The organism is Phytohabitans houttuyneae (assembly GCF_011764425.1).
Lineage (GTDB): Bacteria > Actinomycetota > Actinomycetes > Mycobacteriales > Micromonosporaceae > Phytohabitans > Phytohabitans houttuyneae.
Map to the genome: position 1 here is coordinate 1466172 of NZ_BLPF01000003.1, position 17290 is coordinate 1483461.

17 protein-coding genes and 1 pseudogene are annotated in these 17290 nt (G+C 73.9%); 10 read left to right on the forward strand and 8 right to left on the reverse strand.

All coding sequences use genetic code 11. The annotated features are described in order from the left end of the window. Positions 1-10 precede the first annotated feature (10 nt). The 5 genes from Phou_RS41630 to Phou_RS41650 all read right to left on the reverse strand — a co-directional run bounded on the left by Phou_RS41630 (position 11) and on the right by Phou_RS41650 (position 4005). Positions 11-1471, reverse strand: a complete 1461-nt coding sequence (locus Phou_RS41630) for an NAD-dependent succinate-semialdehyde dehydrogenase (RefSeq protein WP_173068391.1) — start codon at positions 1469-1471, stop codon at positions 11-13. Positions 1472-1538: 67 nt separating this feature from the next. Beyond that, positions 1539-2168: a thiamine pyrophosphate-dependent enzyme gene (locus Phou_RS41635; protein ID WP_173068394.1), complete on the reverse strand. Its 630-nt coding sequence runs from the start codon at positions 2166-2168 to the stop codon at positions 1539-1541. 2 nt (positions 2169-2170) lie between these two features. Then, positions 2171-2719: a thiamine pyrophosphate-binding protein gene (locus Phou_RS41640; RefSeq protein WP_173068397.1), complete on the reverse strand. Its 549-nt coding sequence runs from the start codon at positions 2717-2719 to the stop codon at positions 2171-2173. Further along, positions 2712-3347 (reverse strand): 4-carboxy-4-hydroxy-2-oxoadipate aldolase/oxaloacetate decarboxylase, encoded by a 636-nt coding sequence (locus Phou_RS41645; RefSeq protein WP_173068400.1) that lies wholly within the window; start codon positions 3345-3347, stop codon positions 2712-2714. Before Phou_RS41645 ends, Phou_RS41640 begins: the two co-directional genes overlap by 8 nt. Then, positions 3325-4005, reverse strand: a complete 681-nt coding sequence (locus tag Phou_RS41650; protein ID WP_173068403.1) for an NAD(P)-dependent oxidoreductase — start codon at positions 4003-4005, stop codon at positions 3325-3327. The genes Phou_RS41645 and Phou_RS41650 overlap by 23 nt, the downstream gene beginning before the upstream one ends. A gap of 88 nt (positions 4006-4093) precedes the next feature. Between Phou_RS41650 and Phou_RS41655 the strand changes: the two genes are divergently transcribed. Next, positions 4094-4450 (forward strand): winged helix-turn-helix transcriptional regulator, encoded by a 357-nt coding sequence (locus Phou_RS41655; RefSeq protein WP_246274351.1) that lies wholly within the window; start codon positions 4094-4096, stop codon positions 4448-4450. Here Phou_RS41655 and Phou_RS41660 read toward each other — a convergent pair. Continuing rightward, complete coding sequence (locus Phou_RS41660) at positions 4437-4946, reverse strand: mycothiol transferase (RefSeq protein ID WP_173068406.1); 510 nt, start codon at positions 4944-4946, stop codon at positions 4437-4439. The genes Phou_RS41655 and Phou_RS41660 overlap by 14 nt on opposite strands. Positions 4947-5041: 95 nt before the next feature. On the opposite strand from Phou_RS41660, the gene Phou_RS41665 reads away from it, so the two are divergent. The 4 genes from Phou_RS41665 to Phou_RS41680 all read left to right on the forward strand — a co-directional run bounded on the left by Phou_RS41665 (position 5042) and on the right by Phou_RS41680 (position 9031). Beyond that, the gene (locus Phou_RS41665; RefSeq protein WP_173068409.1) at positions 5042-5989 is read left to right on the forward strand and encodes a hypothetical protein; all 948 of its coding nucleotides are present in this window, start codon (positions 5042-5044) and stop codon (positions 5987-5989) included. A 221-nt stretch (positions 5990-6210) separates the two neighbouring features. Beyond that, a complete protein-coding gene (locus Phou_RS41670) occupies positions 6211-6873 on the forward strand; it encodes a DivIVA domain-containing protein (RefSeq protein WP_173068411.1) in 663 nt (220 codons plus the stop codon). A 284-nt stretch (positions 6874-7157) separates the two neighbouring features. Beyond that, positions 7158-7418, forward strand: coding sequence for a hypothetical protein (locus Phou_RS41675; protein WP_173068414.1), 261 nt, complete (start codon positions 7158-7160; stop codon positions 7416-7418). Beyond that, positions 7415-9031 (forward strand): amidase, encoded by a 1617-nt coding sequence (locus Phou_RS41680; protein WP_173068417.1) that lies wholly within the window; start codon positions 7415-7417, stop codon positions 9029-9031. The genes Phou_RS41675 and Phou_RS41680 overlap by 4 nt, the downstream gene beginning before the upstream one ends. Before the next feature lie 79 nt (positions 9032-9110). Here the strand turns inward: Phou_RS41680 and Phou_RS41685 are convergent, their stop codons facing one another. Continuing rightward, the gene (locus Phou_RS41685) at positions 9111-10484 is read right to left on the reverse strand and encodes a phosphotransferase (RefSeq protein WP_173068420.1); all 1374 of its coding nucleotides are present in this window, start codon (positions 10482-10484) and stop codon (positions 9111-9113) included. A gap of 79 nt (positions 10485-10563) precedes the next feature. Between Phou_RS41685 and Phou_RS41690 the strand changes: the two genes are divergently transcribed. Both Phou_RS41690 and Phou_RS41695 read left to right on the forward strand, forming a co-directional pair. Further along, positions 10564-12654: an Hsp70 family protein gene (locus Phou_RS41690; RefSeq protein ID WP_173068423.1), complete on the forward strand. Its 2091-nt coding sequence runs from the start codon at positions 10564-10566 to the stop codon at positions 12652-12654. Then, entirely contained in the window at positions 12654-13241 is a 588-nt protein-coding gene (locus tag Phou_RS41695) for a hypothetical protein (RefSeq protein WP_173068426.1), read from the forward strand. The genes Phou_RS41690 and Phou_RS41695 overlap by 1 nt, the downstream gene beginning before the upstream one ends. 146 nt (positions 13242-13387) lie before the next feature. On the opposite strand, the gene Phou_RS41700 is transcribed toward Phou_RS41695, so the two are convergent. Continuing rightward, the gene (locus Phou_RS41700) at positions 13388-13831 is read right to left on the reverse strand and encodes a hypothetical protein (RefSeq protein WP_173068430.1); all 444 of its coding nucleotides are present in this window, start codon (positions 13829-13831) and stop codon (positions 13388-13390) included. A 104-nt stretch (positions 13832-13935) separates the two neighbouring features. Between Phou_RS41700 and Phou_RS55885 the strand changes: the two are divergent. From Phou_RS55885 to Phou_RS41710, 3 genes and pseudogenes are all read left to right on the forward strand, one after another. After that, positions 13936-14256: pseudogene (locus Phou_RS55885) on the forward strand (SDR family NAD(P)-dependent oxidoreductase); the annotation flags it as partial. Between the two features lie 58 nt (positions 14257-14314). Beyond that, entirely contained in the window at positions 14315-14740 is a 426-nt protein-coding gene (locus Phou_RS54800; RefSeq protein WP_281365175.1) for an SDR family NAD(P)-dependent oxidoreductase, read from the forward strand. Positions 14741-14856: 116 nt separating this feature from the next. Beyond that, positions 14857-17247, forward strand: coding sequence for a phosphoketolase family protein (locus Phou_RS41710; RefSeq protein ID WP_173068433.1), 2391 nt, complete (start codon positions 14857-14859; stop codon positions 17245-17247). The last annotated feature ends 43 nt before the right edge of the window (positions 17248-17290 follow it).

Genomic DNA, 17290 nt, shown 5'->3' on the forward strand with positions numbered 1-17290 from the left:
GGTTCCGCGGTCAGGTGGCGATACCGGCGTACTTGATGTTCAGGTACTCCTCGATGCCCTCCGGCCCGCCTTCGCGGCCCATGCCGGACCACTTGACGCCGCCGAACGGCGCGGCCGGGTTGGAGACCAGGCCCTTGTTGAGGCCGACCATGCCGCTCTCCAGGCCCTCGACGACGCGCAGGCTGCGCCCCAGGTCGCGGGTGAACGCGTACGCGACGAGCCCGTACTCGGTGTCGTTGGCGAGCCGCAGCGCCTCGTCGTCGGTGCGGAACTGGTACACCGGCGCCACCGGCCCGAAGATCTCCTCGCGGTGCATGGACGCCTCGGTCGGCACGCCGGTGAGGACGGTCGGGGTGAAGAAGTAGCCGTCCCGCTCGGGCGCGCCGCCGCCGGTGAGGACCTGGGCGCCGCGGTGTACCGCGTCGCCGACCAGCTCGACCACTTTGCCGCGCTGCTTCTCGTCGATCAGCGGGCCGACCTTGACGCCCGGCTCGGTGCCGCGGCCGACCGGCATGCCGGCGAGCGCCGCCGCCAGCCGCTCGGCGAACTCCTGCGCGACCGACTCGTGCGCGTAGAAACGGTTGGCCGCCACGCAGGACTCGCCCATGTTGCGCATCTTGGCGATGACCGCCTGCTCGACGGCGAGCTCGAGGTCGGCATCCTCGAAGACCAGGAACGGCGCGTTGCCGCCCAGCTCCATCGACAGCCGCAGCAGGTTGCCGGCGGACTGCTCGACGAGCGTCTTGCCCACCTCGGTCGAGCCGGTGAAGGAGAGCTTGCGCAGCCGCCGGTCGCCGAGGATCGGCTTGATCACGCGGCTGGCGGAGGACGCGGTGATGACGTTGACCACGCCGGCCGGCAGGCCCGCCTCGACCAGCAGCTTGACCATCAGGTTGTTGGACAGCGGGGTGAGCTGGGCGGGCTTGACCACCATCGTGCAGCCGGCCGCGAGGGCGGGGCCGATCTTGCGGGCGCCCATCGCGAGCGGAAAGTTCCACGGCGTGATCAGCAGGCAGGGCCCGACCGGCTGCTTCATGGTGAGCAGGCGGCCGGCGCCGTTCGGCTCGTCGGACCAGCGGCCGCTGATCCGCACCGCCTCCTCGGCGAACCACCGGAAGAACTCGGCCGCGTACTTCACCTCGGCCGTGGCTTCGGCGATCGGCTTGCCCATCTCCAGGGTCACCATGAGCGCGAGCTCGTCGACCCGCTCGTTCATCAGCTCGAAGCAGCGGCGCAGGATCTCGCCGCGCTGCCGGGCCGGCGTGGCGGCCCACGAGGACTGCGCGGCCGCGGCGGCGTCCAGCGCGGCCACCGCGTCGTCCGCCGTGGCGTCGGCCACCCGGGTGAGGGGCCGGGTGGTCGCGGGGTCGACCACGTCGACCCACTCGCCGCCCGCGGCCGGTCGCCATTCTCCCCCGATGAAAAGCCCATCTGGTACGGAGGCGACAAGCTCTTTCTCGTCGACGCTCATCGCACACCTCCCTCCACTGTGGACGATGTCCGCGGCACCGGCCGCTTGTTAAGAGATACTGAACACCTTACGTCACCACCGGCCCCTCGGGCGGCTCGGCCGTCGTGATCTTGTCCACCGCCGGGGAGCGCAGCCAGCGGCGGAAGTCCTCGGCCAGGATCGCCGGGTCCTCGAGCAGGTAGTCGGTGCGGAACTGTGCGGTGCCCACGTACACCCGCACCAGCAGCGGCCCCGGCGCCTGCCGTGCCCAGTCGAGCGCCGCGCCGAGCTCCTCCTCGGTGCGCACCTCGCGGCCGCCGGCCCAGCCGCAGGCCAGCGCCATCGCGACGAGGTCGGCGGAGGCGGAGGCGGTGGGCTGCCCACCCGTGGCCAGGTACACCCCGTTGTCCAGCAGCACGACGACGAGGTTGTCGGGCTTGAGGTGGCCCGCCGTGCCGAGCACGCTCAGGCCCATCAGCAGCGACCCGTCGCCCTCGACCGCGACCACCTTGCCGTCCCGCCGGTCGCGCAGGCCCAGGGCAAGGCCGAGCGCCACGCCGACGGTCTGGCCCATGGCGTCGAGGTTGACCAGGTGGTGGGGGCGGCGGCCGGCGACGGCGACCATCTCGCGGGCGGTGCCGCCGAGCGTGAGGACCACCGGTTCGGCGGGGAACGCCGCGTCGATCCGCCGCAGCACGTCCGCGCGGTTCAGCGCCATCGTCAGCCGCCCATCAGGTTGACGAGGGTGAACACCGGCCGGTGCGTGGTGCGCGAGTACGTCCAGGCGCGCTTGATCTCCGGCGCCCAGGACTCCACCGGGGTGCGCGCGTCGAGCTGGAACCACCGCACGCCGGCCGCGTCGAGGATCGCCTCGACCCGCTCGCTGACCGTATGGATCATCGAGTTGTACTCGCCCAGCCCGCCGCGCCGCGCGACCACGCCGTACAGCGGCACGTGGTACGGCTGGGGGAACGTGAGCAGCACGGTCAGCAGGTTGCCCACGCCGTTGTCCTGGAAAACCATGACCGGCCGGCGCCCGGCCAGCTCCAGGCCGGAGGTGACCGCGACACCTTCCTCCTCGCGCGGCATCGCGAAGACCGTGCGCCCCGGGCGCGCACCCGGCCCGGTGATGAAGTGGTCGAGGACCACGCCGAGCGTGCTGCTGGCCAGGTGCAGCACGAAGTCGGGGTCGATGCTCTCGATCCCCTCGATCACCGCCTGGCTGCGCGCCGCGTGGATGGCGGCCAGCCGCGCCGCGCCGTCACCCACGCCCGCTCACGTCCTCGATGCCGAGCACCTCGAAGGTCGTCGCGCCCTCCCGCAGCCGCGCGAAGCCGGCCTCCTCCCGCTCCCGCCGGGCCTCGGCGGCGTCGAGCACCGCGGCCACCCGGGCGGCCGGCACGACCACCACGCCGTCGTCGTCGGCGAGCACGTAGTCGCCGGGCGCGACCAGCACGCCGCCGGCGACGACCGGCTCGCCGACCGACCGGACGGTCCGTTTCACGGTGCCGCGCACGCTGACGCCGGCCGACCAGACCGGAAAGCCCATGCGGCGCAGTGCCGCGGTGTCCCGGCAGCCGCCGTCGATCACCAGGCCGGCCACGCCGCGGGCCCGCGCGGCGACCGCGAGGATCTCGCCCCAGTAGCCGGCCAGGTGGCCGCCGGCCGCGACGACCAGCACGTCACCCGGGCCGGCGGCGAGCACGGCGCGGTGTACCGCCAGGTTGTCGCCGGGATGGCAGTCCGCGGTGACCGCCCGGCCGGCGAGGGTGACCCCGCTCTGGATCGGCCGGATCCCCGGGTCGAGGTCGCCGGACCGCCCGGCGGCCTCGTGGACGGTCGCCGCGTCGAGGTCGGCCAGGCGGGCGACCGGGTCACGTGGGGCGGGCGCCGCCATCCGCACCTCCAGGTTCGGTGAGCTGTACCGCCCAGGGTGCCACCGCGACGATCTCGCGGTGGTGGCGCGGGGCCTCACACTCGTCGACGACGGCGACCGCGAGGTCCGCGTACGACAGCGTCCCCGTCGACAGCACGCCCGTGCCCCCGGTGCGGTACCGCCCGGTGCGCGCGGCCTCAGCGTCCAGCAGCGTGGGCGGCGGCACCAGCAGCACCCAGTCCAGCGCCGGCCCGCCGGACCGCAGCACCTCGATCTGCGCCGCGTGCCCGAGCGAGAAGGGCCGGTACTCGGCGGGGTAGTCCGGCGCGTCGTGCACGGCCACGCCCGGCGCGGTCTCGAGCGTGCTGCCGATGCCGATCCCCACCAGGCGGGCGACGCCGGCGCGGGCCAGGCCGTCGGCGAGGGCGCGCGCCGCGGCCGGGAAGAAGTCGGCCGCCGGCACGTCCAGCCGCGCGGCCGCGTGCACCGCCGCGTCGTGTCCCGCGGCCAGGGCCGCCACGTCCTCCGCCGAGGTCACGTCGCCGGCGACCGCGTCCAGATCGGGGTACCGGCCGGGGTCGCGCACCACCGCGGTGACCTGATGTCCCCGCGCGGCCGCCTCGGCGGCGACCCGCCGCCCGGCCCGACCGCCGGCACCGAAAACGATGACCTTGCCCATGCTCGCGCTCCCTCCACGGTGACGTCGCCGCGGACGGTAGCCGGCAGGGCCTCGGTTACCGCAACGATAGTGGGCGTACGGTGGGCGGGTGAGCGAGCCACTGGACCCGGACATGTTCACCGGCTGCGACACCGCCCCGCTGATCCGGATCGGCGACAAGTGGACCGCGAAGATCATCGCCTGCCTGCGGGACGGGCCGCGCCGCTTCTCCGAGCTCCAGGTGCCGCTGCGCGGCGTCACGCCGAAGGTGCTCACCGAGTCCCTGCGCGCGATGCACCGCGACGGACTTGTCACCCGCACGGCGTACGAGGAGGTCCCGCCCCGCGTCGAGTACGCCCTGACGCAGCTCGGCCGCTCGCTGCTGGAGCCGATGGCCGCCTGCTGCGCGTGGAGCCGGCGCCACCTGCCCGCCGTGCAGGCGGCCCGCGAGGCTAGCGGGCTTTGATCAGGCCCCGCACGTAGGCGGCCTGCCCCACGTGCTGGTCGTCGTCGTTGAGCACGCTGACCAGGCGCACGCCGAGCGTGACCGGCGGGTCCCAGCCCTCGTCGACCACCCGGTCGAGGTCCTTCGCGCTCAGCCCGCGTAGAAACTCGCTGGTGCGGGCGGCCACCGCGTCGAAGTAGCCGATCAGCGTCTCGGCGCTGTCCGGCCGGATCCGGTCGACCTGGCCGGCACTGTGCCCGTACCCCGTGTCGTCGGACCCGGGCGCCAGGCCGAAGCGGGTCGCCCAGCCGTCGCGGACCCATACCTGCTCCTCGCCCATGAGGTCGGCGACGTGGTCGTCCTGGATGCGGGTGAGGTGCCAGACCAGCCAGCCCACCGAGTTGGCACCGGCCGCGGGAACCCAGTGCAGCTCCTCCGGGCTCAGGCCGTCGACGGCGGATCGGACCAGGTCGGGAAGGCGGTCGAACGCCTCTGCCAGCACCTCTCTCGCGTCCACGCCATCACCTTATCTGACCGGCCGGCAGCCACCGGCGGCGCACTGTCCACTGTGGTGATCTCGCCATGGTGGTGCCGGCTCGCTAACGTCGATACATGGACCGCGCCGGCCTTCCCCTGCACACCGGACCGGAGTCCGTCGATCTTGTCGTCGCCGACGTCGGCAGCCTCGGCCTGCGCGGCGAGCTCGGCATCGGCACGGCCATCGCCTCGGTCGCCGCGCTCGTCTGCGCGGGGCTCATCACGGCGGTGACGCTGGTGTTCGGCCAGTTCTCGCTGCCGCCGGTGCTCGGCACCACGGCCGGCGTGTTCACGGTCGCCGCGGCCGTGCTGTCCTGGCAGGTGCTGGGCGGCACGCGGCGGATCGAGTTCCGGCCGGCCCACGACCCCGGCGTCGTCCGCGTCGTGGGCAGCGTGCGTTCCGAGGAGTACCCGATCTCGCGGCTGCGCCGGATCCTGCTGCGGCACACGGTCCAGCAGTCGCACCGCTACCCCTTCGTCCTGCGCACCGCCGGCCAGGTCGGGCTGCGCCTGGAGTTCCACCGCGGCACGGTGCGGGAGTCGCTGCCCGGCGGCTTCGACGTGCCGGCGCTGGCCGACCGGCTGCGCGAGCTTGTCTCTCCGGCCGGCGTGCCGGTCGAGGTGGAGACCACCGGCCCGGCCGACTACGACCCGGCGGTCGCCGACGACGTCCTGCCCCGCGACGGCGTCGCGCTCGCCCTGATCGAGCGGCGGCCCCGCGACCGGCTGGCGGCGCGGCCGGGCTACCTCTTCTGGGACGAGGTCCGCGTCGCCTGGCAGGTGGTGTGGGACGTGCCGAGGGCCGCCGCGGCCAACGGGGTCCGCGCCCGGCGGCGCAGCTCGACCAACCCGCAGGGGCAGTACGTGAGCTGGGTGGAGTACCGGGCGGTCGACGTGCAGCGGGTCGCCGACGCGATCGTCGCCGGCACCGCGACGCTCGAGCCGGCGTGGCGCACGGACACCGAGGAGGGCCTCGCGGCACTGGCCGCCGCGTCCGCGCCGCGCCGCAGGTGGCCCTGGTGACGATCCGGGCAATTTGACCAAAGTGGACGGTAGTCCGAACTGACCGTAATGCCTTGGCTACAAGTCGCGTTACCCCTCCCAGGCGGCCTCGGGGCTTGGTAATCTGCCGCTCTCACGGCTGGGATCCAGGAGGTCTTCCAGTGACTGACAGCGGGATGAGAGGTCGTGTGAAAGGACTACTCGGAGGGCCCACGCCCTTCGTCAACGACACCCTGGAGCCGATGGACGTGTCCCCGAACGACGCCAACGCCCAGCACCACGCCCTTCAGGTGCTCACGCTCGCCCAGCGCACGGGCGAGGAGCACATCGCGAGCGCCCGGCGCGAGTCGGACCGGATCATCGCCGAGGCCCGCGCGCAGGCCGAGCAGGTGATGCGCGACGCCCAGTCGCACGCGCAGGTCCTGCAGAAGGAGGCGGAGAAGGCACTCGCCGACGCGCACGCCTCCGCCGCGCAGATCACCGAGGCCGCGCAGGCCCACTCGGACGCCGCGCAGCGCAGCGCCGACGACATCCTCGGCGACGCCCGGGCCCGCGCCGACGAGCTGGTCAAGGCGTCCCAGGCCAGCGCCGACGAGCTGAAGCACCAGGCGCAGCAGCGGTTTGAGGACGTGGTCGGCAGCCTCGCCGCCAAGCGCGAGGCGCTGCAGCGGCAGATCGAGGCGCTGGAGCAGTTCGACCACGACTACCGGGCCCGGCTCACCTCGTTCATGCAGCACCAGCTCCGCTCGCTGTGGGTGGACGAGCCGCGGGTCGACCCGCAGTCGATCGACGGCATCGAGGATTACGACGACGAGGTCGACGAGGCGGACCACCACCCCCGGGCCGCGCTCGAAGAGGCGACCGTCGCGGTGCCGACCCAGGGCAGCAAGTCCGACCTGTCGTAGCGGCGATCCAGCGCTCTTTCGACCCGAGCCACCCGCGGGTGGCTCGGGTTTGCCGTGACCGGCGGCGGAGGGCGAGGCCGCTTTGCCGTGACCGGCGGCGGAGGGTGACGCCGCGGGAGCGACGGTCCGGACCCCGACGGGCATCGCGGTAGCTCAATCTCGCTGTAACAATCCGCCACGCCGCCGTAACAATGGATGATCATCGGCGGTAACACGGCGGCCATTCACTCCAGACGGTCGCGCGATCCGGACGGTCGCGCGCGTCGCGAGGAAGGAATGGCAGCATGGCTGCTCCCCCGCCACCCACCGACGCCGAACTTGACGCCTACATCAAGATCCGTTATGCCCTGGTCGGCATCGACCTGTCCACCCTGCCGGAGAACGACCCCGCCGCTCCCATGGACCAGGCACGCGTGATGGCCAACGCGCGCAGCACGATCCGCCAGGAAGTGCAGTACTCCGACTACGTGCCCGACCAGCAGGCGCACGCGGCCGTGCTCTACCCGGCACCGTTCGCGGTGTGGACCGGAGAGTACAAGCCATGAGCGCGGACCTGCCCCAGGACCTGGCGGTCGACCGCCGGTGGTTCCTGTCCCGGATGGCGGCCGTGTGGGCGGCGGCCGGCGCCGGGACCCTGCTCGGTGGCGGCCTGGCCGCCGCGCCGGCCGCCGCGCACGGCGGTGGTGTGTGGGAGACGGCGTACGCGAAGACGATCCGCCGCGCCGCGCTCGACGACCCGACCGAGCTGACGATCAGCGAGGCGGCCGCCGCGTTCCGCCGCCGGCTGCTGCGCCCGGTCGACCTGATGGAGGCCTACCTGGAACGGCTCGCGCGGTTCGAGGACATCTACAAGGCCTTCCTGTGGCGGCCCACCGACGCGGAACTGCTCGCCGCCGCGCGGCGGGTGCGCATCGACTCCCGCTCCACCCCGCTGGCCGGCATCGTGACCGCCGAGAAGGACAACTTCTACACCAAGGACATCCCGACCACCGCGATGTCGCCGGTGTACGCGGACTTCGTCCCCGCGTACGACTCGACCGTCCACTCGCGACTCAAGGCGGCCGGCGCCATCATGATGGGCAAGGCCGCGATGGGGCCGCTCGCCTCCGGCCGCGCCCGCCTCCCCGACGGCACGGCCACCACGGTGAACGCGTGGACACCCGACGACATCCGGTACAGCCCGAGCGGCTCCAGCGGCGGCACCGCCACCGCGGTCGCCGGGCGACTGTCCACATCGGGCACCGGCACGCAGACCGGCGGGTCGATCACCAGCCCCTCGCAGGCGCAGAACCTCACCGGCCTCAAACCGACCTTCGGGCGGGCGTCACTGTTCGGGATCGTGCCGCTCACGTTCACCCGCGACCATCCGGGGCCGCTCGCCCGCGACGCGATGGACGCCGCCATCATGCTCCAGTCGTTTGCCGGCCCGGACGGCAACGACCCGCGCACCCTCGGCATGCCGCCGGTGCCCAACCTCGTCCGGGCCGCCACCGTCTACACGCACCGAGGCCGACCAAAGGTCCGGTGGGCCACGACGGTGGGCTACCCGCCCGACTTCCTGAGCGGCGCCAACGCCGAGACCCTCCCCATGCGACAGTCGCTTCTGGATACCTTGGCGGCCGTGGGATGCCGGGTGGAGGAGGTGCCGTACCCGGCGGAGTGGGAGCTGCTCTCCGGCCTGTCCAGCACCGCGGGCGAGGCGACGAACATGTTCCTGCCGTTCCTGCGCAAGGACGTGAGCCTCTTCGCCGACCGGCTGCCCGGCTTCCTCAACGGGATGTTCCGCAGCTCCGACAACTACATGAAGATGCTCCAGGCCCGGTACCAGTTCCTGCGGCTCGTGCTGGACCAGGTCTTCGACAAGTGCGACGTGTTCCTGACCGGCACCGTCTTCGACGGGATCGGGCTGCCGCTCATCGCGTTCCCGTACGGCATGGGCGTCGACACCACCACCGGCCTGCCCGTGCCGCGCGGCACGACGCTGGGCGCCCCACCGTTCGGTGAGGAACGCCTGCTCGCGGTCGTCGCCGCCTACCAGGCCGTCACCGACCACCACCTGCGCCGCCCGCCGGACCCGACGGGGGTTGCGGCGGGTGCTCGCGCGTTCTCCGCCCCGTACAAGGTGCCGCCCGACTACGACGCCTCCGACGAGACCTGATCGATCAGTCATCCGCCTCCGGCGGGCGCGGCGCGTCCGCCGGAGGCGCGCGGCGGGCGCCGGGCCCCGCGTGCGTGGCTCAGGCGAACTCCGCCGCCCGCCGCAACGACGGCGCCACGTCCCCGGCGTGGTACGGGCGCTCGGACGGCTCGATGTTCGCCACGAACGCGGCGTAGACGGCGGCCAGGTGCAGCTCGGACACCGGTCGCCACAGCCGGACGGCGCGCTCCGGCTCGCAGCCGGGCACCGTGCGCCGCCAGCGGGCCGCCCAGGAGGAGATGAGCGCGTCGCGGTCCGCGCCGTCCAGCCGCTCGGTGAGGCGCAGGATGTCGGCGGCCGGGTTGCCCACGACGCAGTCTCCCCAGTCGATGACGACGGGCGGGCCACCGCCGCCGAGGCGGGCGTTGCCGCCGTGCAGGTCACCGTGGACCAGAGTGTCCGGCAGCCCGCAGTCCCGGACGGCCGCCACCCGGGCATCCATGTTGGCGAGCAGTTCGGCGACGTCGGGCGCGTCCTCACCGGGCGCCGGACGCCAGCCGGTGAGCCGGTCGCGGACCCAGCGGCACAGCAGCGGGCCGCGCCGGTCGGGTACGCCGGACGCGACGAGTGCGTCCAGCGCGCCGAGCGAGGCGACCTGGATGCGGTGCTGCACCGCCGCGATCGCGTCCCGCTCGACCGGACCGGCGTCCCAGCCGTCCACACCGGGCGCGTCCCGCAGGAGCATCCGCCCCTCGTCGCCGGCGGCGAGCAGCGCCGGTGCCGCGCCGGGCACGGCCGCACCGAGCCAGCGCAGCACCGCGGCCTCGTGCCGGAAGAACCGCGGGACCTGCTTGAGCCACGCCCGCCGCGGCCGGCCGTCCGCCGCGAAACCGTCCACAGTGGGCCCTCCCGGCGGCGGGCTCTCGTCCAGGCGCCAGATGGCGGAGAGGTTCCAGGTGCGGATCTGGGTGGCGGTCAGCCCGGCCCAGCCGGCATCGGCCAGGACCTTCCCCGCCCAGGCGAGGCTGCCGGCCGGGCCACCCGGCTCCGCGTAGGGCGCCCTGAGCGGATGCGCCGCCCGGTCGCGTCCCACCAGCGGTCCGGGCCCGCCGCTCACCACCGCGGCGGCGACCTCCGCCGCCGGCACCTGCCCGGAGGGCGGCTCGCCGCCGGTGGCCTTCACCCGCTCGCCGGCGGTGGCTTCCACCCGCTCGCCGGCGACGGGCGGCGCGGGCAGTCCAGGGGCCGGCTCGCGGTCGAGCTGGGCGAGGTAGGTGACCGTGCCACCGGGTGGCTCGGGCCGGTCCGCGTGGAGCAGCCGCAGCACGGCGACCTCGACACCGAAGCGGGCGCGGGCCTCGGCGACCACGCCGGCGACCTCCTGCCACCACGGCTCGGAGACATCGAACGGCGGCAGCGCACCGAGCGGGGCGCCGGCCCCGTCGACGAGCACCAGGCGCACCGTCCGATCCACGATGCGCGACGGTAGCCGCGGCCGGCCCGCGGTGCCACCGACTTCCCGCCCGCTGGCCGGCACCGCATAAGGTGGCCGAGTGGGGGGCGACGGGTACCGGGTCGGCGTCGACCTCGGCACCTCGAACACCGCCGCCGTCCTCGCCTTCCCCGACGGCCGCGTGCGCCCGCTGCTCTTCGACGGCTCGCCCCTGCTCCCGTCCGCCGTCTTCGCCGACCCGACCGCCACGGGTTCGCAGGCCGCCGGTTCCGAACCGATGCCCGGCGACGCCCCCGCCGGGTCCGGCCCGGTGGCCGGGCTGTCCGGCGGCCCGCTCGCCGGGCTGCTGGTCGGCCGGGACGCCACGCATGCGGCCAGGACCCGGCCGGATTGTTTCGAGCCGCACCCCAAACGCTGTGTCGACGACGGTACCGTGCTGCTCGGCGACCGGTCCGTGCCGGTGCCCGACCTGTTCCGCGCGGTCCTGCGGCGGGTGGCCGCGGAGGCCGCGCGGGTTGCCGGCGCGCCCGTGGCCCGCGCGGTCCTCACCTGCCCGGCGGGGTGGGGTGCGGCCCGCCGCGAGGTGCTGCTGGCCGCGGCGCGGGCGGAGTTCGCCGGCGTGGAGCTGGTGACCGAGCCGGTCGCCGCCGCCACGTACTTCGTCGCCGTGGCGGGCGGGCGCGTGCCGGTCGGCTCCAGCGTCATGGTCTACGACCTCGGCGCGGGCACGTTCGACGCGTCGGTGGTCCGCCGGACGGCGGGCGGGTTCGAGGTGCTCGCCGCCGAAGGCCTGCCCGACGTGGGTGGGCTCGACATCGACGCGGCCGTGTTCGCCTCGCTCGGCCGGACGTACGCCGGGCGCGACCCGGCGGCCTGGGCGCGCCTCGCCGAGCCGGTCGCCCGCGCCGACCAGCGGGCGGCGCGGGCGCTGTGGGACGACGTCCGCGCGGGCAAGGAGATGCTCTCGCGGGCGCCGCGCACGTCCGTACACGTGCCGGTCTTCGACGACGACGCCCCGCTCGGCCGCGAGGAGGTCGAGGAGCTGGCCCGCCCGATCCTCGAGCGCACGGTCGCGCTCAGCGGGCGGGTGCTGGCCGCCGCCGGCTTCGCGGCGTCCGACCTGGCCGGGCTCTTCCTGGTCGGCGGTTCGAGCCGGATGCCCCTCGCGGCGCGGCTGCTGCACCGCCACCTCGGCGTCGCGCCCACGGTCGTGGAGCAGCCCGAGCTCGCGGTGGCCGAGGGCAGCCTGCGTGCCAGCCCGACCACCGCGCCACCCGGCGAGCCGGCCGCCGAGGGACCCGACTGGCCGGGTGAGCCGCCGGTCCCGCCCGAGCCGGTGGAGCCCAGGCGGCTGTCACCGCGCGTCCTCGCCGCCGCCGGTCTCGCGATCGCGCTGCTGGCCACCGTCGCTGCCGTCCTGCTGTACCAGCGCCGGGATCCCCGCCGGACCTGCTGCGCGGCATCCCGGAGGCGATGCGGGCCGGCTGCCACCGCGGCGCGCCCTCCGACGTGCCGGGCGCGAGCGCCGCGGCACTCTGCCCCGGGCCGGCGGGCGACACGGTGGTGGGCCTCTTCGCCGGCCAGGCCGGCGCCGACGCCGCCTACGACCGCGCGGTACGCGAGTCCGGTGCGACCGCCGGCGAAGGCGACTGCGGCACGGGCGCCCGCGGCGAGCACCGCTACCCGGACACCGGCCCGGCCCGCGGCCGCGTGCTCTGCTTCGAGCGCGACGGTACGGCCACGCTGCTGTGGATCGACGGCCAGGCCGCCATCCTGTCACGCGCCGAGTCGTCCACACAGGACCTTCCCGAGCTGCGCGCGGCGTGGCGGGCGTGGACGGGATCGCCGGCGTTCCCGACCGCCGAGGAGGCCGATCTGGTCGGGCTGGTGGGCCTCGCCGACTGCCGCCGGGCCGGCTTCGCCGACCTGGACGACTTCGCGGGCGCCACCGCCGGTGTGGCGTGCAGGCCGCGCGGCACCGGGGCGAGCGCGGTGTCGTACTACCGCTTCCCGAGCCTCGACGCCCTGCGCGGCGCGATGGACGCCCGGGTCGCCGCGACCGGCGCTAAGCCGGGTGTCAACTGTGACGAGGGCGAGGCGCCTGAATTCCTCGGTACCCGACGCTTCGACCTGCGCAGCGCCGAGATCGGGGTGCTGTCCTGCCACCCGGGTCCACAGAGCACCCTCGTGATGGAGTGGAGCGTCGAGGCGCTGCTGGTGGCCGGGCGCGGCGTGGGCACCGACGCGAAGGCACTCGCCGGCTGGTGGCGGGGCAGCTCCGACCCGCCGACCGCCCGCGTGGTCGAGGCGGTCAACGCCGCCTCGCAGCCGCCGTTTCCGTCGGAGCGGGAGCGGGCGCTGCTGGCCCACATCCCGGAGCGCTCCCGCCAGAACTGCCTGCGCCCCTCGGCCGAGCAGGTGCGAAACAACGTCGGCGAGGCGCCGGTGGTCGCTGTCGTGTGTGGACCGACGGCCGGTGCGCGGATCGTGTTCTACTACCAGTTCCGCGATGTGGCCTCGATGCGGCAGAGCTACGGCAGCGGCACGACGAACGGGGAGGACTGCACGAGCCTCCCGGACGGCTTCCAGGGCGAGTCCGCGTACCGCCGCGGCGGCATGACCGGCCGGCTGGAGTGCGCGCAGGCCCAAAACGGCACCCTGTACCTCGTGTGGACGACCGACCAGCTGGCGATCCAGGCTTTCGCCTTCCAGGGCGACGACCCGTTCGCGATGATCGACTGGTGGCGGCACGAAGCGGGGCCGCTGCCACCGCGCTGACCGCGAGCCCAGCTTCGTCAGAGCCTGAGCGAGGATCGCTTCGCCGAGGGCTGACCGCGCGCTCAGTCCCGGCCGAAGCCTGACCGCGGGCTCAGCCCGTCTAAGCGCTGAGCGTTCGGTCAGCTTCGTCGGAGCCTGAGCGATGGTCAGCCGAGCACCGAACCGCCGGCGCTGGCCGTGCCCGTACCCGACGTGCTGCCCCGGCTCGTGCCCACAACCTTGCCGTTGAAGATTGCGCGCAGCTCCACGTTGCCCTTGCCATGCTTGATGGTGAGCTTCCACTCGTGGCGCAGCCCGTCGGAGGGCACGTCGACCGACAGCCGCAGCGGCAGCTTTCGGTCGGTCACCGCTGTGGACTTGCCGTCCAGCTCGTACGTGACCGACGTGAGCGCGGCGGTGCCGGTGGCCGTGAAGACCAGGATGTGCGGCTGCTGGCTCGCCGGTGTCGACGGCACCGGCGCGGCGCTGGTCGCGGATGCCGGCGGGGCCGTCACCGTCGCGGCCGGCTCGTCGGCGTTGTCACCGCAGCCGGCGGCCAGGAGCACCACCACTGCCACGGCCGCGGGGACAAGTCGTGCTATAGGCGGCATGGGCCACACTCTATCCACCCGACGCCACACGCCGTTTGTCGATGCGAGCCGGAGTCCAGGCGTCGTCCGGTGGTGGCGGGCATACCAGTGCCGCATGCGACCCGATGGCCGACGCCGCATGGCGGCGTCAAGTGGTGCGGGGCGCGCCGGTGTTTGGACGACCTCGGGTTTACGCCGTATGGCGCCGCGCGGCCCGGCGCAGCCCGCTCGCGCTCGCCCGGGCCGGCGCCCGCGCGGTCGCCGTCACGTACCGCGAATCGGCCGCCGAGGCGCGGGCCACCGTCGAGCGGGCTCGGGCGCTGGGCTGCGACGCGGTCGCGGAGGCCGCCGACGTGGCCGACGACGCGCGGGTGCGGCGGATGGCCGCGCGGGTTGTGGACAACCTCGGCCAGGTTGACGCGCTCGTCAACAACGCCGGCACCACCCGCGCGGTGGAGCACGCCGAGCTCGACGGGCTGACCGACGAGATCTGGCCCGACGTCACTGGACACGAACCTGCTCGGCGCGTTCCACTGCGCCCGCGCCTTCGCGCCGGCACCGCGGGCGAGCCGCGGCGCGATCGTCGACATCGCCTCCATCACCGGGTACCGGGCCGGCGGTTCCTCCATCGCCTACGGCGTGAGCAAGGCCGCCCTGCTGCAGCTCACCCGCAACCTCGCGGTGGCGCTCGCGCCGGAGGTGCGGGTCAACGCGGTCGCGCCGGGCACGGTGGCCGCCACCCGCTGGCAGCCGGGCCTGCACGGGGAGGAGGAGTTCGCGCGGCGGGCCGCGAAGGAGCGGGAGGTGGTGCCGCTAGGCCGCACCGCCGAGCCCGAGCACGTCGCGCAGGCGGCGGTGCGGCTGCTGGGCATGGAGCTCGTCACCGGCGAGGCGCTGATCCTCGACGGCGGCAGGCACGTCGTGTACTGACCTGTGGACGAAGCACGCACCTGTGGACGACGCACGCACCCACCCACGGACGAGCGGCACCCACCTCGTGCACCGACCTGTGCATGAGCGGGCCGCGCGCGGGTAGCCCGACCGTCATGGACACCACGCTGGAGGCGGCCGCCCCGCTCACCGGCAGCGAGCTGGCGCGGCTGGACGCGTACTGGCGTGCTGCCAACTACCTGACCGTGGGGCAGATCTACCTGATGACCAACCCGCTGCTGCGCGAACCGCTGCGCCGCGAGCACATCAAGCCCCGCCTGCTCGGGCACTGGGGCACCAGCCCGGGGCTGAACCTCCTCTACGCCCACCTCAACCGCGCCATCGGGATGCGCGACCTCAACGCGATCCTGGTCACCGGCCCGGGACACGGCGGCCCTGCGATCGTGGCCAACACGTGGCTGGAGGGCACGTACAGCGAGCTCTACCCGTCGGTGTCCCGGGACGAGGCCGGGATGGCGCGGCTGTTTCGCCAGTTCTCGTTTCCCGGCGGCATCCCCAGCCACGTCGCGGCCGAGGTGCCCGGCTCCATCCACGAGGGTGGCGAGCTGGGCTACTCACTCATGCACGCGTACGGCGCCGCCTTCGATAACCCCGACCTGCTCGTCGCCTGTGTGATCGGCGACGGCGAGGCGGAGACCGGGCCGCTGCAGGGAAGCTGGCTGTCGAACGTGTTCAACAACCCGGCGCGGGACGGTGCGGTGCTGCCGATCCTGCACCTCAACGGGTACAAGATCGCCAACCCGGCGGTGCTCGACCGCATCCCGCGCGAGGACCTGCTCGCCATCCTGCGCGGCTACGGCTACCGCCCGTACGTCGTCGAGGGCGACCAGGCCGAGGCCGTGCACCAGGGACTGGCCGCCGCGTTCGACCGGGCGCTGGACGACATCGCGGCGATCCAGCGGCACGCGCGTACCACCGGCGAGGCGGTCCGCCCGCGCTGGCCGGTCATCGTGATGCGCACGCCCAAGGGCTGGACCGGCCCGAAGCGGGTCGACGGCAGGCAGGTGGAGGGCACCTTCCACGCCCACCAGGTCCCGCTCGACGGGGTCCGCCGCAACGACGAGCACCTGCGGCAGCTGGAGCAGTGGCTGCGCTCGTACCGGCCCGAGGAACTGTTCGACGCGACCGGGGCGCCGGTCGAGGAGATCGCCGCCCTGGCGCCCCGCGGCGACCGGCGGATGAGCGCGAACCCGCACGCCAACGGCGGTACCGTGCTGCGCGACCTGGTGCTGCCCGACTACCGGACATACGGCGTCGAGGTGACCCGGCCGGGCGACCCGCGCTCGGAGGCGACCCGGATGCTGGGCGGCTGGCTGCGCGACGTCATCCGGGCCAACCCCGACCGGTTCCGCCTCTTCGGCCCGGACGAGGTGGCCTCCAACCGGCTGGACCCGGTGTTCGAGGCCACCGACCGCAGGTTCCTCGCCGAGCGGCGGGAGAACGACGAGCACCTCGGCGTCGACGGCCAGATCGTCGAGGTGCTGTCGGAGCACCTGTGCGAAGGCTGGCTGGAGGGCTACCTGCTGACCGGGCGGCACGGCATCTTCACCAGCTACGAGGCGTTCATCCACGTCGTCGACTCGATGGTCAACCAGCACGCGAAGTGGCTGAAGGTGACCCGCGGCATCCCGTGGCGCCGGCCGATCGCCTCGCTCAACTATTTGCTCTCCTCGCACGTGTGGCGCCAGGACCATAACGGCTTCTCGCACCAGGACCCGGGCTTCATCGACCACGTCGTCAACAAGCGCGCCGAGGTGGTCCGCGTGTACCTGCCGCCGGACACGAACACGCTGCTGTCCACGATGGACCACTGCCTGCGCAGCCGGCACTACATCAACGTCGTGATCGCCGGCAAGCAGCCCGCGCCGAGCTGGCTGACGATGGACGAGGCGATCCTGCACTGCCGGCGCGGCCTGGGCATCTGGGAGTGGGCCAGCACCGACGAGGGCGCCGCGCCGGACGTGGTGCTGGCCTGCGCGGGCAACGTGCCGACGATGGAGACGCTCGCCGCGGCGGACCTGCTCCACCGCCACCTGCCCGGCCTCAAGGTGCGCGTGGTCAACGTCGTCGACCTCATGCGCCTGCAGCCGGACAGCGAACACCCGCACGGGCTGCTGGACACCCAGTTCGACACGGTCTTCACCACCGACCGGCCGGTCATCTTCGCGTTCCACGGTTACCCGTCGCTGATCCACCGGCTCACCTACCGGCGGACCAACCACAAGAACATCCACGTGCGCGGGTACAAGGAGGAGGGCACGACGACGACGCCGTTCGACATGGTGATGCTGAACGACCTGGACCGGTACCACCTCGTCATCGATGTGATCGACCGCGTGCCGGCCCTGCGGACCCGGGCCGCCCACCTGCGCCAGGCGATGGTCGACGCGCGCCAGCGCTGCCGCGACCACACGCGCCGGTACGGCGAGGACGCGCCCGAGATCACCGACTGGCGGTGGGACCCGGAGTCCGTCACGAACCCCTGATGATCGAAAAGTGGCCACATGCCGCCCGTTTATGGGACACACT

Bases quoted from the DNA above. Each gene is read 5' to 3' on its own strand.
- Phou_RS41710 (WP_173068433.1), top strand. From the start codon at position 14,857: ATGGACACCACGCTGGAGGCGGCCGCCCCGCTCACCGGCAGCGAGCTG.
- Phou_RS41635 (WP_173068394.1), bottom strand. From the start codon at position 2,168: ATGGCGCTGAACCGCGCGGACGTGCTGCGGCGGATCGACGCGGCGTTC.
- Phou_RS41630 (WP_173068391.1), bottom strand. From the start codon at position 1,471: ATGAGCGTCGACGAGAAAGAGCTTGTCGCCTCCGTACCAGATGGGCTT.
- Phou_RS41675 (WP_173068414.1), top strand. From the start codon at position 7,158: ATGGCTGCTCCCCCGCCACCCACCGACGCCGAACTTGACGCCTACATC.
- Phou_RS41680 (WP_173068417.1), top strand. From the start codon at position 7,415: ATGAGCGCGGACCTGCCCCAGGACCTGGCGGTCGACCGCCGGTGGTTC.
- Phou_RS41665 (WP_173068409.1), top strand. From the start codon at position 5,042: ATGGACCGCGCCGGCCTTCCCCTGCACACCGGACCGGAGTCCGTCGAT.
- Phou_RS41645 (WP_173068400.1), bottom strand. From the start codon at position 3,347: ATGGCGGCGCCCGCCCCACGTGACCCGGTCGCCCGCCTGGCCGACCTC.
- Phou_RS41670 (WP_173068411.1), top strand. From the start codon at position 6,211: ATGGACGTGTCCCCGAACGACGCCAACGCCCAGCACCACGCCCTTCAG.
- Phou_RS41650 (WP_173068403.1), bottom strand. From the start codon at position 4,005: ATGGGCAAGGTCATCGTTTTCGGTGCCGGCGGTCGGGCCGGGCGGCGG.
- Phou_RS41700 (WP_173068430.1), bottom strand. From the start codon at position 13,831: ATGCCGCCTATAGCACGACTTGTCCCCGCGGCCGTGGCAGTGGTGGTG.
- Phou_RS41695 (WP_173068426.1), top strand. From the start codon at position 12,654: ATGGAGTGGAGCGTCGAGGCGCTGCTGGTGGCCGGGCGCGGCGTGGGC.